The 20,327-nt window shown below is 39.4% G+C and carries 20 protein-coding genes and 2 pseudogenes; 12 read left to right on the top strand and 10 right to left on the bottom strand.

From position 1 onward, the window contains the following. Positions 1–125 precede the first annotated feature (125 nt). Positions 126–338, top strand: a pseudogene (locus tag AC2JBO_RS30290) (oxidoreductase); the annotation flags it as partial. A 118-nt stretch (positions 339–456) separates the two neighbouring features. Here the strand turns inward: AC2JBO_RS30290 and AC2JBO_RS30285 are convergent. The 5 genes and pseudogenes from AC2JBO_RS30285 to AC2JBO_RS30265 all read right to left on the bottom strand — a co-directional run bounded on the left by AC2JBO_RS30285 (position 457) and on the right by AC2JBO_RS30265 (position 4,352). After that, a complete protein-coding gene (locus AC2JBO_RS30285; protein ID WP_496957342.1) occupies positions 457–906 on the bottom strand; it encodes an NUDIX hydrolase in 450 nt (149 codons plus the stop codon). A gap of 9 nt (positions 907–915) precedes the next feature. Continuing rightward, positions 916–1,548, bottom strand: coding sequence for a hypothetical protein (locus tag AC2JBO_RS30280; RefSeq protein ID WP_496957341.1), 633 nt, complete (start codon positions 1,546–1,548; stop codon positions 916–918). 155 nt (positions 1,549–1,703) lie between these two features. After that, positions 1,704–1,844, bottom strand: a complete 141-nt coding sequence (locus tag AC2JBO_RS30275; protein WP_496957340.1) for a DUF3226 domain-containing protein — start codon at positions 1,842–1,844, stop codon at positions 1,704–1,706. 96 nt (positions 1,845–1,940) lie between these two features. Next, positions 1,941–2,019: pseudogene (locus AC2JBO_RS30270) on the bottom strand (hypothetical protein); the annotation flags it as partial. An 86-nt stretch (positions 2,020–2,105) separates the two neighbouring features. Further along, complete coding sequence (locus AC2JBO_RS30265) at positions 2,106–4,352, bottom strand: RelA/SpoT family protein (RefSeq protein WP_496957339.1); 2,247 nt, start codon at positions 4,350–4,352, stop codon at positions 2,106–2,108. A 311-nt stretch (positions 4,353–4,663) separates the two neighbouring features. On the opposite strand from AC2JBO_RS30265, the gene patD reads away from it, so the two are divergent. The 6 genes from patD to AC2JBO_RS30235 all read left to right on the top strand — a co-directional run bounded on the left by patD (position 4,664) and on the right by AC2JBO_RS30235 (position 9,215). Next, a complete protein-coding gene (gene patD / locus AC2JBO_RS30260) occupies positions 4,664–5,014 on the top strand; it encodes a heterocyst frequency control protein PatD (protein ID WP_496957338.1) in 351 nt (116 codons plus the stop codon). A gap of 167 nt (positions 5,015–5,181) precedes the next feature. After that, positions 5,182–6,876, top strand: a complete 1,695-nt coding sequence (locus AC2JBO_RS30255) for a dipeptide ABC transporter ATP-binding protein (RefSeq protein ID WP_496957337.1) — start codon at positions 5,182–5,184, stop codon at positions 6,874–6,876. Positions 6,877–6,994: 118 nt separating this feature from the next. Next, complete coding sequence (locus AC2JBO_RS30250) at positions 6,995–8,347, top strand: cytochrome P450 (protein ID WP_496957336.1); 1,353 nt, start codon at positions 6,995–6,997, stop codon at positions 8,345–8,347. Between the two features lie 173 nt (positions 8,348–8,520). Further along, positions 8,521–8,748 carry a hypothetical protein gene (locus AC2JBO_RS30245; protein WP_496957345.1) on the top strand — a complete coding sequence of 76 codons (228 nt, stop codon included), beginning with the start codon at positions 8,521–8,523 and terminating at the stop codon, positions 8,746–8,748. Then, the gene (locus AC2JBO_RS30240; RefSeq protein WP_496957344.1) at positions 8,690–8,848 is read left to right on the top strand and encodes a methyltransferase; all 159 of its coding nucleotides are present in this window, start codon (positions 8,690–8,692) and stop codon (positions 8,846–8,848) included. Before AC2JBO_RS30245 ends, AC2JBO_RS30240 begins: the two co-directional genes overlap by 59 nt. Positions 8,849–9,017: 169 nt before the next feature. Next, positions 9,018–9,215: a hypothetical protein gene (locus AC2JBO_RS30235; RefSeq protein WP_496957335.1), complete on the top strand. Its 198-nt coding sequence runs from the start codon at positions 9,018–9,020 to the stop codon at positions 9,213–9,215. A gap of 128 nt (positions 9,216–9,343) precedes the next feature. Here the strand turns inward: AC2JBO_RS30235 and AC2JBO_RS30230 are convergent, their stop codons facing one another. The 4 genes from AC2JBO_RS30230 to AC2JBO_RS30215 form a co-directional block, all read right to left on the bottom strand. Further along, the gene (locus AC2JBO_RS30230; RefSeq protein WP_496957334.1) at positions 9,344–10,792 is read right to left on the bottom strand and encodes an FAD-binding domain-containing protein; all 1,449 of its coding nucleotides are present in this window, start codon (positions 10,790–10,792) and stop codon (positions 9,344–9,346) included. Positions 10,793–10,869: 77 nt separating this feature from the next. Then, complete coding sequence (locus tag AC2JBO_RS30225; RefSeq protein WP_496957333.1) at positions 10,870–11,310, bottom strand: NUDIX hydrolase; 441 nt, start codon at positions 11,308–11,310, stop codon at positions 10,870–10,872. Positions 11,311–11,458: 148 nt separating this feature from the next. After that, positions 11,459–12,451, bottom strand: a complete 993-nt coding sequence (locus tag AC2JBO_RS30220; RefSeq protein ID WP_496957332.1) for a DMT family transporter — start codon at positions 12,449–12,451, stop codon at positions 11,459–11,461. A 180-nt stretch (positions 12,452–12,631) separates the two neighbouring features. Then, positions 12,632–13,456, bottom strand: coding sequence for an SDR family NAD(P)-dependent oxidoreductase (locus AC2JBO_RS30215; RefSeq protein WP_496957331.1), 825 nt, complete (start codon positions 13,454–13,456; stop codon positions 12,632–12,634). 763 nt (positions 13,457–14,219) lie between these two features. Between AC2JBO_RS30215 and AC2JBO_RS30210 the strand changes: the two genes are divergently transcribed. The 5 genes from AC2JBO_RS30210 (at position 14,220) to AC2JBO_RS30190 (ending at position 19,336) form a co-directional block, all read left to right on the top strand. Beyond that, the gene (locus tag AC2JBO_RS30210) at positions 14,220–14,990 is read left to right on the top strand and encodes a class II glutamine amidotransferase (protein ID WP_496957343.1); all 771 of its coding nucleotides are present in this window, start codon (positions 14,220–14,222) and stop codon (positions 14,988–14,990) included. Positions 14,991–15,030: 40 nt separating this feature from the next. Next, positions 15,031–15,210, top strand: coding sequence for a hypothetical protein (locus AC2JBO_RS30205; RefSeq protein WP_496957330.1), 180 nt, complete (start codon positions 15,031–15,033; stop codon positions 15,208–15,210). Positions 15,211–15,367: 157 nt separating this feature from the next. Continuing rightward, complete coding sequence (locus AC2JBO_RS30200; RefSeq protein WP_496957329.1) at positions 15,368–15,661, top strand: hypothetical protein; 294 nt, start codon at positions 15,368–15,370, stop codon at positions 15,659–15,661. 754 nt (positions 15,662–16,415) lie between these two features. Continuing rightward, positions 16,416–16,730 (top strand): hypothetical protein, encoded by a 315-nt coding sequence (locus tag AC2JBO_RS30195; RefSeq protein ID WP_496957328.1) that lies wholly within the window; start codon positions 16,416–16,418, stop codon positions 16,728–16,730. Between the two features lie 224 nt (positions 16,731–16,954). Beyond that, complete coding sequence (locus tag AC2JBO_RS30190) at positions 16,955–19,336, top strand: filamentous hemagglutinin N-terminal domain-containing protein (protein ID WP_496957327.1); 2,382 nt, start codon at positions 16,955–16,957, stop codon at positions 19,334–19,336. 94 nt (positions 19,337–19,430) lie between these two features. On the opposite strand, the gene AC2JBO_RS30185 is transcribed toward AC2JBO_RS30190, so the two are convergent. Then, positions 19,431–20,021 carry a Crp/Fnr family transcriptional regulator gene (locus AC2JBO_RS30185; RefSeq protein ID WP_496957326.1) on the bottom strand — a complete coding sequence of 197 codons (591 nt, stop codon included), beginning with the start codon at positions 20,019–20,021 and terminating at the stop codon, positions 19,431–19,433. Between the last annotated feature and the right edge of the window lie 306 nt (positions 20,022–20,327).

Raw genomic sequence — 20,327 nt, 5'->3', positions numbered from 1 at the left:
AATTAAATCATCCTCAATTTTATTCAAATCAATGATTTTTTCTCGTTTGTGAGAAATCCGGGTTTAACACTCCTGATTACAAAAAATATCCCTTTGGCGCCAGTTGGCAAGTTCCCTTTAGTGAAAAAATCCGCAACGAAGCTAATATTGCTACTGCTGCTGTAGGTTCTATTACAAATGCAATGCAAGCTGATGAAATTATCCGTAACAACCGCGCTGATATAGTATTACTTGCGAGAGAAATGCTACGTGACCCATACTGGCCTTACCGTGCGGCAAAAGAATTACACATTAAAGACATTCAAACATTGCCAATACAATACGGCAGCAGAATCTAAAACCTCCCTCTGGAGTGCTCTCTGTGTCTCTGTGGTCAAATATATTTATTACCACAGAGGCAGTAGAGACCGAATTAATTCGGTCTCTACACAGAGAGAATTTGCGTATAAACCAGAATCAAAATTGCTCTCGAAAGCACTCTATAACTGGTTTATCTGGTGGACTTAATTCAAGAGGTAGCTCGCTCAAGTTGAAAAAACGCACCTCATGTGCCTCTTCTTTATCTGCCTTCAGTTCTCCTCTAAAGTGCCGTGCTGTGTAAACTGCTACGACATTAACTACAACATCCCCGTTTGGACACTCATATATAAGTTCTTTGCCTGAAAACAATCCGAACCACTCTAGCTCCAATAGCTCTAAACCTGTTTCTTCATAAACTTCACGTTTAGCTGTGTCTTCTAACGACTCGCCAATTTCCATGCTTCCACCAATTGACCCCCGCTGCTGATTATCTTTACGATGTTGAAGCAGTAAACGATTATCTTTATCAAAAATTAGTACAGCGGCGCCAGCTATAATTAGTGGACGATGCCCAACCAATGCTCGAAGTGAGTGAACATAACTCATCTAAGTTACCTAATATTTTATAAGCATAATCAACTTAGCTATTCCGTAAGCTATTACCATTACAAATAATATCCAAGATATAAATAGTGAGCCAATTTGCAACATCCAAAAGCTGATTAAAACTAGTCCTAATACATCAGCAAATAATACTGGTAAACGTTCGGATACTTTCCAAGCTCGCACATTAATTATTGTTTCCACTGCGTTACTCACATCGTCTAACAATAATACAGGCGCCGACAAAGTAAGAGCAGGTGTGCTAGAAAGATTATAATTATTAGCTTGATTTATAAACTCTATTCTCACATTAGCAAGCAAATTAAACCAAATTTGGCTGAGTAAAATTAAAATTGATCCCCATCCTAAAGAAATTATCGATGTATAAAAACCTAAAAGTTCAACAGCAATAGTAATAATGGTAACTTGATAGAAAGTATTCAAGCGTATATCCTGAACATACGCTTTCGCATTTTCTATCTGTCGTAAATCCTTAATAGCCATTCGAGCTTGCTCAATGCAAAATATAAAAGTCCCCAATGCTACCAATTGATTAGTTAATTCCACACCCCAAATCACTTGGGTCAACAAACCAACACAAGCCGGAAAAAACAGCAGAAAAATTACTTTATCAATCGGTAACATGTAGCATATATCATAGATGGATAAATTTATGACGATAAATAAACGCTTTGAGGTTCCCTGGCTTGATAGATAACTACAGGAGAATTATATGGAGTGCTATTACCTGATTACTCGAAGTAGTCCCCATGAGCATAATAAGTTTACTTATAAATCTATCAAGGCAGATTGAATAAACGTTTTAACCACTCGACAAAAGTAATTGTAGGTGCCAAATCATGATGTAATATTCTTGCTGTAATGGCTTGCCCCATTGGCATACCAGGTTTTTCTTGCCAAGCTAACCACGTATGTATCAACGCTTTCGGTCGATGAATTAATGTATATGGGTTGAGGTTCGCTTGCTCTTAATCTAGTTTTTAAAGCTTGCCAGCGTGCTGCTAAATCTTGGTCTGCATCAACTACAATTCCCAGTATCTCTAAGTTTTTCTCTCTTAATATTATTTTAATTAAGTGCGTAACTCTTATCAGCACGTTTGGTTCCGCAAAGCCTCCACCCAACCTACAGGAAACGGATATAACCAATAAATCATCCGTTACATCCGTTATATCCGTTGCCACTATTCCTCGTTGTTTCCCACACGACGAATATTAAGGATGTCACTCAGTTTCTTAATTTGAGTAAACACCTGCTCTAATTGTGCAGTATCACGTACCTCCATTCCCAAATCTATCAACGCTGGTTGATTAGTAGCTGTTTTTACAGAAGCGTGACGCACGTTTATGCATTGGTCGGTGAGCTTGGAAAGAATATCTTTCAGTACACCAACTCTATCTAATGCCTCAATTTGCACATTCACTGCGTATGTTTGTGGGCGCCCATTTTGCTCCATATTTGAGTTCCATGTTACAGGAATCAAGCGTTCACCCTCTATTTGCTCTTGGTTGCTACATCCTTGACGATGTATTGTAATTCCTCTACCGCGCGTTACTACTCCAATAATCTTTTCTCCAGGTATTGGTGTACAGCAACCTGCTAGATGATGCATCAATCCTTCAACCCCTAGTATCGGTGAGTCGCTGCGCGCTGGTGGAAGCGCTTCGCGTTTGGGTGATGCAGGTAGAAGCGGTAACGATATTACGTTACTTTCCTGGGATTTTATCAAGTCTCGCCAACGATTCAAAACTAAGTTCAGCGTTACTTCTCCATAACCTAACGCTGCTATTAAGTCCTCTACACTATGGTAATTACATCGCTCTGCAACTATTTGCATCGGTTCTGACTTCAAAAAGTTCTCAAACCCGTTTTTACCTATTTCCTTCTCTAACAACTCCCGTCCCCGCGCGATATTCTCTTCTCTACGTGAACGCTTGTACCATTGCTTAATTCGGTTTTTAGCTGCGGATGTAGCGACAAAGTTTAGCCAGTGTAAAGAGGGGTGACTGTTCTTCTGCGTTAAGACTTCAACGATATCGCCATTTTGTAACCGCGTTGAAAGCGGCACCATTTTACCATTAACGCGGGCGCCGGAACAATGATTGCCAACTTCCGAGTGTATACGGTAGGCAAAATCGACGGTCGTCGAACCAGGACTTAAAGGGACAACATCACCTTTGGGTGTAAATACATAGACATCATCTTCAAAAAGATTGTCCTTGATGCTTTCTAAATACTCTTGAGCGTCTTTAAGGTCGTTTTGCCACTCCAATAACTGACGTAACCAAGTGAACTTATCATCGTTCGCAGTCACCTGAAGAATATTAGAACCACCTGTCTCTTTATACTTCCAGTGCGCGGCAATTCCGTATTCAGCAACGCGATGCATTTCCAAGGTACGAATTTGCACCTCTAGAGGGCGCCCCCAAGGTCCTATAACCCCAGTATGTAAAGATTGGTAACGGTTGGGTTTGGGTAGACCGATGTAATCTTTGAAGCGTCCGGGGATTGGTCGGAAAGCATCATGAACGACTGCCAAAGCACGATAACACTCTTCATTCGTATTCACAATGATGCGTAGCGCAGCTAAATCATAAATTTCGTTAAATTCCTTGTTCTGTCGCTGCATCTTCTGATAAATACTATAAAGATGCTTGGGTCTGCCGCTAACGTCGGTACATTGAATACCTGCCTCCACCATCCGACTCCGCAGTGTGTCGGAGACTTTTTTGAGACGGTCTTCGCGCGCGTCACGTTTTTCGGCGACGAGGTTCTGAATTTGTCGGAAAGACTCTGGTTCTAGATACTTAAATGCTAAATCTTCTAATTCCCATTTAAAACGCCAAATACCTAAACGGTTTGCTAAGGGAGCAAAAATATCCCGTGTTTCTTGGGCATTGCGGCGCCGACTTTCTTCTGACATCACTTCCATTGTCCGCATATTATGCAGGCGATCAGCTAATTTTACAACGATGACACGAATATCTTGCGCCATCGACAAAAACATGCGTCGGAAATTTTCTGCTTGCCCTTCAGTCTTCGTTTTAAAATTTATTTTGGAAAGTTTTGTTACACCTTCAACCAAGCGTCTCACTTCGGCGCCGAAAAGCTCCTCAATGCGCTCAATCGTTACATCTGTATCCTCAACTACATCATGGAGAAATCCAGCTGCTATCATAGCAGGACTGCCTCCCAACTCGCGCAATAACCCAGCGACTGCAACCGGATGGCAAATGTAAGGTTCTCCTGACTTACGAAGTTGCCCGTCATGCAAGTCGTAAGCAAACCGAAAAGCCCGACATATTAAGTCATTATCGTTTGACCTTCGTTCTTCTTCTGTCTTGTCAACAGATATCCCCTTTTTTAAACAATCTTTAAGCCAATCCGGAAGCGTGATATCGAATGAGGTATTTAGTAGTAAGCCACTCATAAAATTAGGTTTGGATAATGGGTGTGTATAATCCTAGTACATTTGACTCCTAAGAAAGGAGAATTTTCAAACGCGGTGCATGGCGCCGCATTTGCTTGTAGGTTAGAAGCAGTCAAGTATTCGACTACATTGAGTTGTTAGCTAGCACTCGCTCACTTAGATTGAGAGCGTATATTAAGCAATGATAGGAAAATAACAGTAACAATAGCGAGGTTCGCCCCAAAACAATTAACATTTGCGGCATCCGATTTAGGAGAAAATTATTGTGTAGAAAAATTACTTGACATTAATAGTATCTTAATTAAGACTATATGTCTCTAACTCAGGACAAATATAATACACTTGCTACCCTACTTCATGACTTACGCTCGTCGGTAGCTGCTCATTATACCCTAACCGAACTTCGTCAAGCTTTGGTTACATTACAGCAGTTTTTCTCCGAGCAGATTGTTTCTGACGCTAGCGATGATGCACACGAAGCCAAATTCCGTACAGAAATCAGTAAGCAACTGCGACTTTTAGATATAGATATCACTTTTCTTGCTGGCGCCCGTACTGAAGCTACAGTTCAAACTCGACGCAATACTATATTAGAGCGTCTTATGACTCTCATTAGTTATTGTGAAGCCGTTACAAACCCCCCCAATAAAAATTCCCAATAAAACCCCAACTAATTTTTGTAGCATATGGGAACATTTTGCTTGGGCTTATATCTCTAATCTGATACAGTGTATGGATTATCTAGGGTCAAAATGATTTTTTGATTCTGGACACCGCACGGAAAGTTGTATTAAACACTATATACATAACGCCCATAGTTATAAACAATATGAGCCAAAATAAAAGCCAAGATAAAAGCCAAGATAAAAGTGAACTGTTCAGCGTCGATAATTTACGTATAGCATACCCACAGCGCGCGGATGAAGAAGCACGCTGGGCAGTAGATGATGTCTCATTTACGCTCAAACCAGGTGAACGTATGGGGTTAGTTGGTGAATCTGGGTGTGGAAAATCAACGCTTGGACGTGCGGTAATGCGTTTGCTCCCCAACGGTTCACGTATCGAAGGAAAGATTATATATAAAGGACAATCAGTATTAGACTTAACACCACCCCAGATGCGACAATTTCGGGGTGAGGTTGCAGCACTCGTGTTTCAAGACCCGATGACACGACTTGACCCACTAATGACAATTGGTAATCATTGTTTAGAGACTCTCAAAGCACATGCACCAGAGTTATCGAACAAACAAGCTAAAGACAGAGCAATTGCCACCTTAGAAAAGGTTAAAATTCCTGCAAATCGCTGGAATCAATTTCCCCATGAATTTAGCGGTGGAATGCGACAACGGGTAGCTATTGCCCTAGCACTGCTATTAAATCCAAAATTAATCGTTGCTGATGAGCCAACTACAAGTTTAGATGTCACGGTTTCCGCACAAATCCTACAAGAACTTACTCGGTTGTGTAGTGAGGAGAATATGGCATTATTGCTTATTTCTCACGATTTGGCGATGGTTGCTGAGTACTGTTCGCGCATTGGTGTAATGTACTTTGGTAAAATGGTAGAAACTGGCGCCACCGACGACGTTTTTCGTAACCCACAGCACAACTACACGCAGTCACTACTTAAAGCAGCTTTACATATCCAATCTATAGATGAAGTTTCCCCTGACCAAATACCAGCCAAGGAAATACAAAGCGTCAAATCTCAGGTGCCTTTATTGAAAGTAACCGAACTCAAGCAACATTATACCATTGAACCCAACTTTATTGAGCGTTTATTCAAAGGTCAGGGGCAAACAATAAAAGCCGTTGATGGCATAAACTTAGAACTATATCCTGGGGAAATTCTTGGTTTAGTAGGGGAGTCAGGATGTGGTAAGAGTACATTATCACGCACAATATTACAATTAATTCGTCCCACCGCCGGTCAAGTTGAATTTCTCGGTACTGAACTAACAAAATTATCACGTCTGGACATGCGGAAAGAAAGACGCTTTCTTCAGATGGTGTTCCAAGACCCCCATGCTTGCTTAAACCCTGCCATGACAGTCGGGCAAAGCATCGCTGACCCACTGTTAATACATGGTATTGCCACACAGGAAGAAGCAAAGAAGCAAGTAATACAAATGTTAGAACGGGTTGGTTTAACACCTGCGTCTATGTATTACGAACGCAGTCCATCCGAACTTTCCGGAGGACAACAGCAGCGTGTAGCTATTGCGCGCGCATTAATAACTCGCCCCAAACTTATAATTTGTGACGAACCCGTTAGTATGTTAGACGCAAGCGTTCAGTCGCAAGTTTTAGACTTAATGCTGGAACTCAAAGAAGAATTCGAGTTAACATATTTATTTATCACTCATGACTTATGGTTAGCGCGCTTTTTATGCGACCGCATCGCCGTAATGCACGGAGGTAAAATAGTTGAACTCGGCGCCACCAAAGAAATTTTTGCAAACCCCCAACATCCTTACACCCAAACCCTTCTTGCAGCGGCGCCTTTATTAGCCAAAGCATAATGTAGAGACGCGAAAATTCGCGTCTTTTCTTGTTCAAAACGAGCAGAATTAATAATTAATCATTTCTAACATTACAACCAGCGAATGCATAGTATCGCTTCACTTCATTCATTGGTGTATGACAATAGAAATAAATCTTCCAGACGGTCCGAATATGCCAACGCTATTACGTCAGTTCAAACTAGTTTTTCAACCGTTAGAATATTTAGAAAATTTCGCAAAAGATTACGGTGATAACTTTACCATTAGGAACAAAAACGGTAGTCACACTGTATATTTTAGTCATCCAAAAGCACTAGAAGAAATTTTTACAGCTGATGCCAGTACATTAGATGCTGGAAGTGGAAATGTAATTTTAAAATATCTGTTCGGTAGTCAGTCTATAGTTATATTAGACGGTGAAAGCCATCGCAGAGAACGTAAACTACTGGCGCCTCCTTTTCACGGTGAGCGAATGCGCGCGTATGGTGATACAATCACAGAAATTACTCAAAAAGTTATTCATACTTGGCAAGATAGAAAACTTATAAATATTCGTAACTCCATGCAAGAAATTACGATACGGGTAATTTTACGAGTCGTGTTTGGTTTGGATGAAGGAGAACGCTTAGAAGAGTTACGCCGAACTTTAACATCACTTTTAGAATTAGTTGGTTATCCAGTAGTTTCAGGCGCCTTATTATTCAAGTTTTGGAAAAAAGACTTAGGTATATGGAGTCCTTGGGGCAGAATTTTACATTTACTCAAAAAAGTCGATGAATTAATTTACAGTCATATCGAAGAAACTAGAAGAAATTTTAACCCAGACCATAAAGATATTTTAAGTTTAATGATATCCGCGCGCTATGATAACGGTCAAGCAATGAGTAATGAAGAACTACGCGATGAACTAGTTACATTACTAGTAATAGGACATGAAACAACAGCTTCAGCATTAGTATGGGCTTTATGCTGGGTTGACCAACTACCACAAGTACAACACAAACTCCAACAAGAATTAAATCTTAACCATCAAAATAAAATTGAACCAACAGAACTTGCAAAATTACCTTATTTAACAGCCGTTTGTCAAGAAACGCTGAGAATTTGTCCAGTTGCCACAACTTGCTTTAGTAGAATAGTCAAATCACCTTTAAACATTATGGGATATGAACTGCCTGTAAATACCTTCATCATTCCCAACATTTACCTAACGCATCATCGAGAAGAAGTATATCCCAATCCAAAGCAATTTATACCAGAACGTTTTTTAGAGAGACAATATTCTCCTTATGAATACTTACCATTTGGAGGTGGAAATCGTCACTGCATAGGAATGACATTCGCAATGTATGAAATGAAAATTATTCTCGGCACAATTTTATCACAGTATCAACTGTCATCCATAAATAGGCGCCGGATAAAACCAGTACGTCGTGGTTTAACTATCATAGTTCCACCTCAAAAGCAAATGCAAGTAACTCATATATAACCGAAACGTAGGTTGGGTGGAGGCTTTGTGTAACCCAACCTACAATCATTAATTACAAAAATCAAAAATAATTTACTTATATTAATATAAATTTTATGCAAACAAAAAATAAAAATTTGATTTGATTCTATTTCATATAGTACACATAGAATTGTTAGGGAATCACCAATTATATGACCATATTTATACATGACCAGTTCAGTAAAGATTATTTGGAAGCGTTACTGGCACCATTGGGAAAAGTTGAATCATCCGTGCGCGTAAGAGGGGAAGTTAGGTATATTGATGTTTACTTCACACCTGACTCGCAACAAAAAGCCAACTTACAATCATTGGGTTTGCTTGGGCAATTTGCACAATATCCTGCAATCCTCGAACCCTACCGAAGGCAATATCTTTGAATGGGCGCCGAGTCATGGAGATGCTTATATACTCAAACATATTCTGCATAACTGGGATGATAACAGCGCTCTTGCAATTCTGAGAAACTTGTACAATTGAGGCAATGATGTAAAATTAGTTACTACTTGTATATAGCACTCATTACTCAGCACTCACCTCTAGATAGAGAAAAAATCATTTACAACTAGATTAAGGATAGATGTGGATAAGTGGGCGGGGTTCGTAATATTGGGTTAAGAAACAAGAGAGTTAACCCAGGAATAGACCTATGAGTCAAGAAGATAAAAACAAGCAAGCAAGCAAAGATGACACCAGCGCAAGTGGTGGATACCAAACAACAGAAGAAGAAGCGACTCGTAAAACTGGTGTAGCTTCCAAGAGCGATGCTAAGTCTACAGCAACACCTGAAGCACCAGAAAATGACACCGTTGTTGGTAGCCCTAACCAAGGTACAGAGTCACGTTAATTATTGACTACAGTAGACAAGGTGCCTGGATGCCTTTAGTACAAAATTAAATGAATTCAACTCACATTTATGTTTAAGTGGATATACTACTAGGCTGTATATATCCACTTATTTTTGTTTGTAGAATTTTAACCCAAGTCAGGAATGGCGCCTTTTTGTTTTTGATATAGTACTTTGAAAGCTCGCTGTTGTTTATTGTGGTCAACAATGGGTTGGGGATAGCCTAAAGCATCGCGTTCTAAGGGTGTAATTTTTCCGGTTACTAAATATTGTGTGTCTACAGAACGTAACTCAGGCAACCACGAGCGTATATATTCTGCTTCTGCGTCAAACTTTTGTGCTTGGGAAGCAGGGTTAAATATTCGCACTGGTTTAGGGTCCATTCCACTAGAAGCACTCCACTGCCAACCCCCGTTGTTTGCCGATAAGTCCCCGTCTATGAGTCTTTGCATGAAGTATTTTTCTCCTAAACGTGGGTCTAATAACAAGTCTTTGGTAAAAAAACTTGCCACTATCATTCGACAGCGGTTGTGCATCCAACCTAATTCATTCATTTGTCGCATTGCTGCATCGACTATTGGATAACCTGTTTTACCTTCACACCATGCAGTATAGTATTCGTCGTTGGTCTCCCAAGGAAAATTTTTGAAAGTTTCACGAAAGGCGCCTTCTGCAAGTTCAGGAAAATTATACATTGCATGTTGGTAAAATTCACGCCATGCTATCTCTTGTTGCCAGCTACGAATGCTGGTCTCTGTTTCATCGCTGCGACTGTTTAACATAGCATCGAGTGTAGCTTTCCATACAGTACGAATACCAAGTGTTCCAAATTTCAACGCTGCACTTAATCTTGAAGTACCATCCATAGCAGGGAAATTACGGTCTTCTTTGTAGCTATTGATAGCACGGTAAGTAAATTCTTCTAAGCGTTCGAGTGCGGCAACTTCACCTGGTTCTATAACCATATTGCCATCCCAAACAAATCCTAAATCTTTTGCAGTCGGTAACTCTTTTACTCCTGTGCGGCGCGCGCAAAGCATTTCTTCATCTGTCAACCCTTCTGCATCATGCAGCGTTGCTACAGGTTCAGCTTTTGGTTTGCTGCTCCAATTTTTCCAAAATGGACTATAAACAGTATACGGCGCCTTTGTACCAGTACTAATTTCTTCGGGTGCGTGAAGAATTTGATCCCAGTTTTTTTCAATAAAGCCAATACCCTTCTCTTTCAAGGCGCCGATAATTGTATTATCGCGTTCGTGGGAATACGGTTCAACGTCCCAATTCCAAAAAACACTCTTAGCTTTTAACGCCTGTGCGAGTGCCGGAATAGCCTGCGTTGCATTTCCTTGTAATATTAACAATTGACTACCAACTTCAGCGTACCGCTTAGAAAGCACAGCTAAACTACCAATTAAATATGTTACCCTCACCGGGGCAACGTCATCACGGTCTAATATGTTGGGGTCGAGACAAAATACCCCCACAACTTTACGTGTTTGTTCCCTTGCTGTTGCAAGTCCTGTGTTGTCAGCAATGCGTAAATCGCGACGATGCCAAAATAAAATTAAATCAGACATTCGAGCTTATTTTATGGTTCTCTTGTACTAAGATAATCTGATTGGCGCCAAATTGCATCACTCTACCGATAAAACTTTTAATGGTAAGAAAATTTTGTTAGTTCGTCCGAATGCTTAATAAACTTTTTAAGAATACGCTTAAGTGATGGTTTTTTGACTTGTCGAACGGCATCATTGATAGTTACCCATTGCCTTATGCGCTGCCCAACTTCAGGATATGTATCGCTCTCAACATCAACGGGTAAAGAATATATTTGAACACAATAGGTTTTGCCGTTTTTTTGGTACTTATAGCTGCCAAGCTTAGATGAGTTAACTTGCCCCATAACCCCAGCTTCTTCCCACGCTTCCTTTGCCGCAGAATCTGGAGCGCTCATACCAGTTACGACACCCCCTTTCGGAACAACCCAACTTTGCTGATTTCGGGTTGTAATTAACAAAACCTCGGTATTTCCATTTTGTACACGATATGGAATCACACCTGATTGTTGTAAAACTTTCCTAGTTTTTTGTGCCATTTACTCTTCGTTACATATACCTTTATTAGTGTCTTGTACAATTTTGAACTATAAACTCCACATTTACCACTGTATATTGAGTATATTTGTCAGGCATTTTTGATATATTTTGAGATTTAGTGGTGATTTTGGGCTTGAAGCTATCTTATTAAACTTCTTCAACGGCAACTTGGCTAGACACAGCTAAATATAAACCAGTAAGCAGTATTATAAAACCGACCCAATTTGAAAAGCCTAATCTCTCCCAAAATATTATCCAAGCAAAAGTACTACTGATAACTGGCTCTAATAAATGAACTAGGGAAACGACGACCGAGGAAAACTTATCAAGGCTATATGTCAAAAGCCCTTGACCAATAATTTGGCAAACTAAAGCAAGAGTTATTACCCCAAGCCATCCATCAAGTGTAGAAGGGAAAAGTTCTTGTCCACTCATTAAAACAAAGGGTAGCATAACCAGAGTCGAAGTGCCACAAACCCATAGCTGTATCGTAACCGCATCGAATTTGTGTCGCAATTGCTCTACAGTAAGTAAATAAAGAGCGGCAAAAACTGCGCTGAGAATAGCAATAGAGCTTCCGACTAAATTGCTAGTGGCAGTCGCGAGTTCTTTGAGTTCAATGCCAATTGCCCCACCAAAGGCAATAACCATGCCAATTACAAATTGACGGTTGAAACCTTGACCGAACAGTAACCACGCTCCCAAACTGGTAAATATCGGCGCCAGATTATGCAATACAGTGGAAATCGCAACGCTCGTCTGAGTCAGCGACCAAGCGATGCAAAGTAGATTTAATGCGAACGAAATCCCACAACTTGAGAGTAAGAAAATGTTTTTCAGCGTATAAGGATTTTGTTCTAAAGTTTCGCCGGCTTTGGCTTGTTGTAATTTTGCCTTGACAATTTGCCATATTGCAAAAAATGTAGTAGCAAGCCAAAAGCGGTTAAATACAATTGCATTTGGACTAAGTGCGTCTTCGCTCCACTTAATGAATATAGAACCGAACGATAAAGCAATAACACCAATAAGTAATAAAGCCGCAGCCGCCAAAACAGGTATTTTGCCCAATATTTGCCCTTGTAGATTCTTTTCTTCTATTTTCAAGTCTTCTCTCCAAGGGAGAACAATTATAGCCCTCATAAGCCAGTGCGCGTAAATTATTTTATATACTATAGCAGTTCGATACAAAATACTAAGATTACCTACACACGGAAGATAAATCAAAAATCTTAATATTTTATTTATAATATTTAAAATTAATCCCGTAGGATAGGCGTCTCGCCTGTCCTACAGAATTTGGATAACATAATTTGGATAACTCTAACCTTCTGCCTTAGCCTCCTTCAATCTTAAATAGTACTTTGACTGATTAGCGGGTAAAGGAGCAGCCATAGATATAATCTTCTCCATTACAAAAGGGGCAATCCGATTACACAAAACAGCTAAATGCGTCTGCCATCCCACAAGTATTTCAGTCGTAGATTCTTGTTTCAATGCTTTCACAAGTGAAGAAGCTACCTGTTCAGGTGAAATTGGCGCCACCCAGCGAAACCAATTCAAGTTACGCACCATATCAGTATCAGTGAGAGTTGGGAGCATCGAGAAGACTTTGATGTTGTGTGCTGCAAGTTCACTGCGGAGTGCTTGAGTAAATCCAATAATTGCGAACTTAGTCGCTGAGTAAGTAGCCATCGTCGGAGCAGCAACTTTACCCATCAAACTGGAAACGTTAACAATTGCTCCTTGCCGTTGTGTAACCATTCGTCGAGCAACTAACCGAGTAATTGCGTACATACCAATCAAATTAATTTCGAGTTCAGACTGGATGTTCTTGACTCTGGACTCTAAGAAGGGAGTTTGATGAGCAACTCCAGCACAATTGATAAGCAGATGAATTGGACCGTAATCTCTCCAAGTCCGCGCGATTGCAATATCTACTTCGACTAACTGAGTCAAATCTAGAGGTAGCAGTACTACTTCAACGCCAAATTCTTTAACTTTAGACGCGACCTCATTTAATCGGTGACGGTTTCGAGCTACTAATATCAACCGTTTGACCTGCTGCTGCGCGAATTCAAGAGCGATGGCACGCCCAATTCCGCGAGAGGCGCCTGTAATCAGAACAGTTTTTCCTTGAATATTCATGTTCCTAAAGTCTCCATTCAGACAATACCCAATCCCTCCTGTATCGTGTTGTTTTCCACGTAGTGAGTGACGTTACAGGAGAGAAGTTGACTTTCTTTTCTTGACTTTTTCGGTTCTATGGATGTGGTGAAAAACGATGTATGGCAATGCGAAATCGCATATAGAGACGCATGAATTGTAAAAGAAAACAGCTATTGTGAATAGATGCATCCAAGACGTATGCGCTCGAATTGCGTAATTCAAACAAATATGAATGCAAAACTGTTAATCAAAACTAATTAAACAGTTTTTCAACTAGCGGAAACATCTTGCATGGATACTACACCTCCTAAATAAATATAGGAATTTGTCAAAGTTACCTTACTCGCATACGCTAACAACGGGATCATCAAGCTGCAACAATTATTAACCTAAAAATCTCGATTGTTACATTTCTATACATTGCTCTCATAAGAAGTAAAATTTTTTGACAGTAACATAAATGCTACTAAGTTCTAAGTCACGCTGCGCGTAGCTTTTATTACAGGTTTATAAAATACCATATTTATGAGAAAGGCTTAATTCGATTAAAACAATATTGGATTACTAAAATGCGTAAACTGCAAGAAACCGGGTTTCTATGTACAATTATGTTTTTATTACAATATATCGATGAAGAAACCGGGTTTTGAAGAAAGCAGCCAAAGTACCAGACAATAGTAGGATTGTGAAGTATCCTATTGCAAACCGAGATGAATTAAAGTAAATAACGATTTTGATGACCATGTGCCAGTTACTGGGAATGAATTGTAACGTCCCGACAGATATTTGCTTCTCGTTCGAGGGGTTTTGTGCAAGGGGCGGTAAAACTGATGACCATAAGGATGGTTGGGGTATTGCCTTTTTTGAAGGTAAAGGATGCCGAATTTTTCTTGATGCTAAATCTTCTGTCGCATCGCCTATTGCCGAACTTGTGAGACGTTACCCCATTCACTCAACCCATGTTATCGCCCACATCCGTAAAGCTACGCAAGGCGAAGTAAATCTTGAAAATTGTCATCCTTTCCAACGTGAACTTTGGGGTAGATACTGGGTGTTTGCCCATAATGGTGATTTACCGGGATTTAACCCACAAAGCAATAGTTTTTACTTTCCTGTTGGTAATACTGACAGTGAGAAATCGTTTTGTTTGATTCTTGAAACTCTTCGTAAAGCTTTCCCGTCAGGTAAACCAGCCCTTGAAAAACTATATCCAGTGCTTCAAGATATTACGTTACATATTGCTAAACAAGGTATTTTTAATTACTTACTCTCTGATGGTGATTACTTTTTTGCCCATTGTTCTACCAAGCTTTGTTATATAGTACGTCAGGCGCCTTTTGCTGGCGCCCATCTAATAGACGAGGATGTAACAGTAGACTTTAATGAACTTACTACACCTGATGACCGCGTAGCAGTAATTGCCACTACACCTCTTACCGATAACGAAACTTGGACACAAATTCAACCAGGTGAACTATTAACGTTTCGAGACGGCAACCCATATATAATCTGACTTATAAACCGGGTTAATTTGCGATAAACCAAATGGTAGGGTGCGTGAAAGCTATACAATGGTTGCTTATTTAATCGTTACTTGCAGCACGGGAAGAGAAGCTACGCTGCAATATATTGTCTTGAAACACTTACTAAAATATCCGAAAGTCAGAATATACGAAGGTTCTTGGACTGAATACAGTTCTTACCCTAATTTACCCATAGCAACAGGCGCCTAACAATGCCCTTAATGTGGCTTCTATGGTTCAACTGCGTCTCATCCTCTAAAAAATCTGAGAATCTGAGTTAATTTCCGAAATGGATAATACCTAAATGGTAACTAATGTTAGAACGAAAGTTCACAAAATAACTAGTATCCAATCACAAAGGAAAATCATGAATTCGGAAAAATTAAAGGAACTGCAAGATGAACTTAATAACGAAATGTACGAGATTTTAAAGGACTCAAAATTTGGAAAAATACTGGCAAAATATGACATGTTAGGAGACCGAGTCCTAAAATTCAAGTGTGTTCTCGACCTAAATAAAGCTAAATCACATGATGTTACTATCGGCGAGAAAACCAAAGAATTCTTACAAGCGCTTCCAGAACAGGAAATTGTAATGTCTACCAGGTCATGGTGCATTCCTTGTCCTTTACCTGGCTATCCCGGAGGCTGCAACTGCTAAACTTACTAGAATGCGCCATTTGCAATAACCCCTAACAATACCTTCGCCAAAAATCTGATTGGCAAAAATGCTTTTGCCGTCAACGTTTCCAGTCAAATAAAATATTGAATCTGTCTGCTAGACCTTGACGCTAGAGTCCTTATACATCAAGGTTTTTAATCTAAAAACCAGGTGTGAATAACGGGACAGAGTTTTTAACTAGCCTGGAAATTATAGCGCTTGTTTCTCTTATACGAAAAAACCCTAATTCTGCAAGCGTTTATACTACGTTCCGACTCATAAATCTGGCGAAGGTATTGCCCTAATAAACCGGGTTTCTTTACGATAAACCGAGCTTTTTTAGCATAGTCTCTCGTAAGAAACCCGGTTTCGCTCCGCAGGTGCAAGATGTATTTCTTATGAGTAAAATAAAATAAATTATTAATTTTTTAGAAATAAAAATAAGCGGTTTACTTCAATACACAAATATCACCTTTAGTCAATAGGTAGCAAGCAAGAGCAAAAGTACCATTACGTACTAACATCAACTTTTGTTTGCAAAGCTTTAACTTTTATAAACTTAGACTTTACTCGGTTTACTAGCAAACATTATGATGAGATGCTAGTTATGCAAATAAAAATTTGTCTATGGTTCAGCTTTATCTCGCTATGCGAATCTTGAAGCTTTACCTTACATACTGTAGACCGATGCCTAGATCGTGCAGGCATTTCTTGATTCATAACATCACTTGACAGTTGTTTTTCGGAGGTCAATATGCGACAAAATCCCTTTCTTAGATATTTATTTCTTGCCCCAGCTACACTGTTTTCTATATCGATTTGTACACTTTCTCCTTTAGTTATTCACGAGGAAAAAGACCCTATTCAAGAATATAACGTTTTACAATCTCAGCCTGTTCTAGACTTAACTAAACTCAAACCGGCTGATGTTAGTGAAAGCAAAAATGCTAAGGACTTTTTGCGACCGTCACCTGAACAAACAATTTTACCTACTACCTACAGTTCATGGTGTATTCCTTGTCCTTTTGCAGGCTATCCCGAAGGTTGCAACTGCTATGTAGGTAAATAGCCTGTTAAAAAAGTAATAATTGTTACATAATCGTAGGTTAGTGGAGGAACGGAACCCAACAAGTTTCTTAATGTTAAGTTGGGTGGAGGCTTTGCGGAACCCAACCTACAATCGTTAAGTAGGCACCATTTTAGTCTAATAAAAGTAATTTTTAGCTATATAATTACAAAGAGCATAGCATGTTAATGTTGGGTTACAGTGCGCTACCCAACGTACTAAGCTCAATGTTTAGTTTATTAATTAACTTTTATGTTAGTGCGATATATTTTATGGGTATTCGGGGATGGTTTAAAAGATTAGGAGTTATATTCTGTTGCATTATTGGTTTTGATGATTATACAAAGGCTCAAATCACTCCAGATGCTACTTTAACCAACAATTCCAGCGTCCGGCAACAAAACAATATTAGAGTGATTGAAGGTGGAACTGAAGCTGGAAGTAATTTATTTCACAGTTTTAAAGAGTTTTCTGTCCCAAGTGGAACCAGCGTTTATTTCAACAACAGTTCTAATATCCAAAATATCATAACTCGTGTTACAGGTACATCTATCTCTAACATTAACGGCGCCATCAAAGCCAACGCCAGCGCCAACCTGTTTTTGATTAACCCAAATGGAATAATTTTTGGAAATAATGCATCATTAGATATCGGTGGTTCATTTTTAGCAAGTACCGCAAGTAGCGTTAACTTTGCTGATGGTACGAAGTTTAGTGCTACAGTTCCAACAACATTGTTAACGGTTAGCGTCCCCACTGGCTTGCAATTTGGAACAGCCGCTAATCCCATTATCAATCAATCTCAATTACAAGTGCGTCCGGAACAAACTTTAGCGCTTGTGGGTGGTGATGTGACTTTAGAAGGCGGAACTTTAAAAGCAGATGGAGGACGAATTGATATCGTGAGTGTCGCTCCGGACAGCTTGGTTAGTTTGAAACCAACAACCCAAGGTTGGACGCTAGGGTATGAAAACGTTCAAAATTTTCAAGATATTCAACTTAAAGCGCGAACAGTTGAAGCCTCTATAGTCTCTTCTGGTATAGATGTTAGGGGTGAAGGTGGTGGCAATGTCCAACTTGTCGGCAGGCGCCTGCTGATAAGTAGCGGATATCTTATAGCTGATACTCCAGATGAAAAGCCAGGAGGAGATTTGAGGCTTACTGCAACAGAATCTGTAGAAATAGGATCGCGTGGAAACTTGTTAACTGGGACTAGAGGTGTTGGGAACTTAGGAAATTTAATAATTAACACTTCTAACTTAATTCTCCGTGATGGGGCACAATTATACGTTTATAGTTATGGTTCGGGTTCGGGCGGAAAATTAACTGTAAATGCCTCTGATAGTGTCGAAATAAACGGTGGTATTGATGTTAACAACTTTTTCGTAGCTAGTGGATTATATAGTACAGCTAATAGCACCGGAAATGCTGGTGATATCACAATCAATACTGGAAGATTAACTATAAAAGGTGGGGGAAGAATATCAACACAGTCAGAAGGAAGACTTATACCAACTTCTAGACAACTCACACCAGCTACAGGACGTGGGGGAAATTTAACTATAAACGCTAAGTCAATAGAAATAGCTGGCAAAAGTACAAGTGGTTCTGCGGTTAGTAGTTTGTTAGCTGGAACCCAAGGACCTGGAGATGCAGGTAATTTGTTTTTGAATACAAACCAATTGATTGTCCGTGATGAAGGTACGATAGCTGTAGGTAGTCAAGCCCGAAAAGATGATGTAACTTATATTGGAAACCCTCGCAATTTAGGTTTATCAGGCGACCTTCAAATCAAAGCTGACTCTGTTATTTTAGACAATCAGGGTAAACTTACCTCAGAAACAGATTTAGGTAAAGGCGGTAATATCAATCTACAGCTACAAAAATTATTGATCATGCGTCGCAATAGTCAAATATCCACTTCGGCAGGTAGGGAACTTTTTGGTGGAGATGGCGGCAATATAACTATTAATATACCTTCAGGCTTTATCGTCACTCCCAGACTTGAAAATAATGACATAACTACTAATGCTTTTACAGGTGCTGGAGGAAGAGTTCAAATCAACGCTGCTGGTATTTTTGGCATTGTACAGCGTAATCGAGACGAATTAGAAAAACTACTACTCACTAACGACCCTATCAAATTAGACCCACAACGTCTATTAACGAGTGATATTACTGCATTTTCCCAAACTAACCCAACTTTAAACGGTGAAGTCTTCATTAGTACACCAGACCCAAAAATTAATCAGGGATTAATTGATTTGCCCAAACAACCTAGTCCACCCAAGTTAGCTCAAAGTTGTCTCGCGTTTTTATACAACACTAAAAATAAATTTACTATTACCAGGCGCCAAGGTACGGCCGTTGATCCCAAAGAGTATCTCAGAAGCGATAATATATACACCGACTGGATACCTTTACCTAATACAGAATCTGTCAAAGATGTTTCTTTAAATACACAACACCACCGAGTAACTAGTACTAAAATTATCGAAGCACAAGGGTGGATTATTGATAATGAAGGTAACGTAACTCTTGTTGAAGAAGTACCATCACCTAGTCCCGATATTGATTTGTATGCTGCATTAACTTGTAATGTTTCTTAACAAAAATGTGTCCCATTGAGACACATTTTTGACTAAACATCTTACCACTTACCACTTTTCTGCCTAAACTAAAACCTGAACCGAATAATTATCACTAACTAGCACGACGTAGTGTTTCTTGTTGGCACAAGACAATACGATGTAAAGGAAGTCTTTGAATCAAACCTTGGTCTTCAAACTGCGTTAGAACGCGCGATACGGTAACACGAGTTGAGCAGAGTATTTCTGCTACATCTTGATTTGTAAGACGCAAATCTATCAACTGTCCATTATCAACCGTGCGCCCAAATCTCTTGGATAGCCAATTTAATAACTTTAACAGCATTGAATCTACTGTTCGATAGCTGCGAATAACCATCAACTCTTCTGCTTGCTCAACATGAGCTGCTAATGCCTCAACCATTTTGTTCTGACGTTCTAGTGGCACCACTACAGCTTCTACCGCACTCAAACACTCTATTATATGTGGCTCGATAGTTGATAAGGCGCCGCCAACAATATCTCCTGCACCCCAAATACCAAGGGTAACTATTGTTCCATCATCTAAATAAGTCATTGTTCGCACTGAACCACTTTGAATCTGCCAAACACTGTTGTTTTGCGAGGGCATTAACTCGCGACGCGAAAAATACTTCTTACTACTAGCAGAAACTGGAGAATCACTAACTTGGTACAAAGGAGTCATACGTTTAGAGCCTGGGTCTTTAATTAGGAACAACAATTTACCAATTCTTAACCATATACATTAATATTTCTTAACAACCAATTAATTGTACTTTATTATACAAATTGGATTGTAAAAAAGTATTAAGCTAACGTTTATACAGAAGTGGTGCTGGTAATAAATATACCAATAAAAAGTTAAAAAACAACTTATTTTTTTTTTAACAGTTTTAAATCGCTTCTATAGATTTGAATTATGTATAAGTAATGTTTATCAAATAGATAAATACCGAGCAGATTATTTTTCTGTATAGAGATTAAATTATAC

Source organism: Calothrix sp. CBUCES-K 9914, from assembly GCF_059640475.1.
Note: the sequence above shows the minus strand (reverse complement) of the source record. Positions and strands in the feature narration are given on the sequence as shown.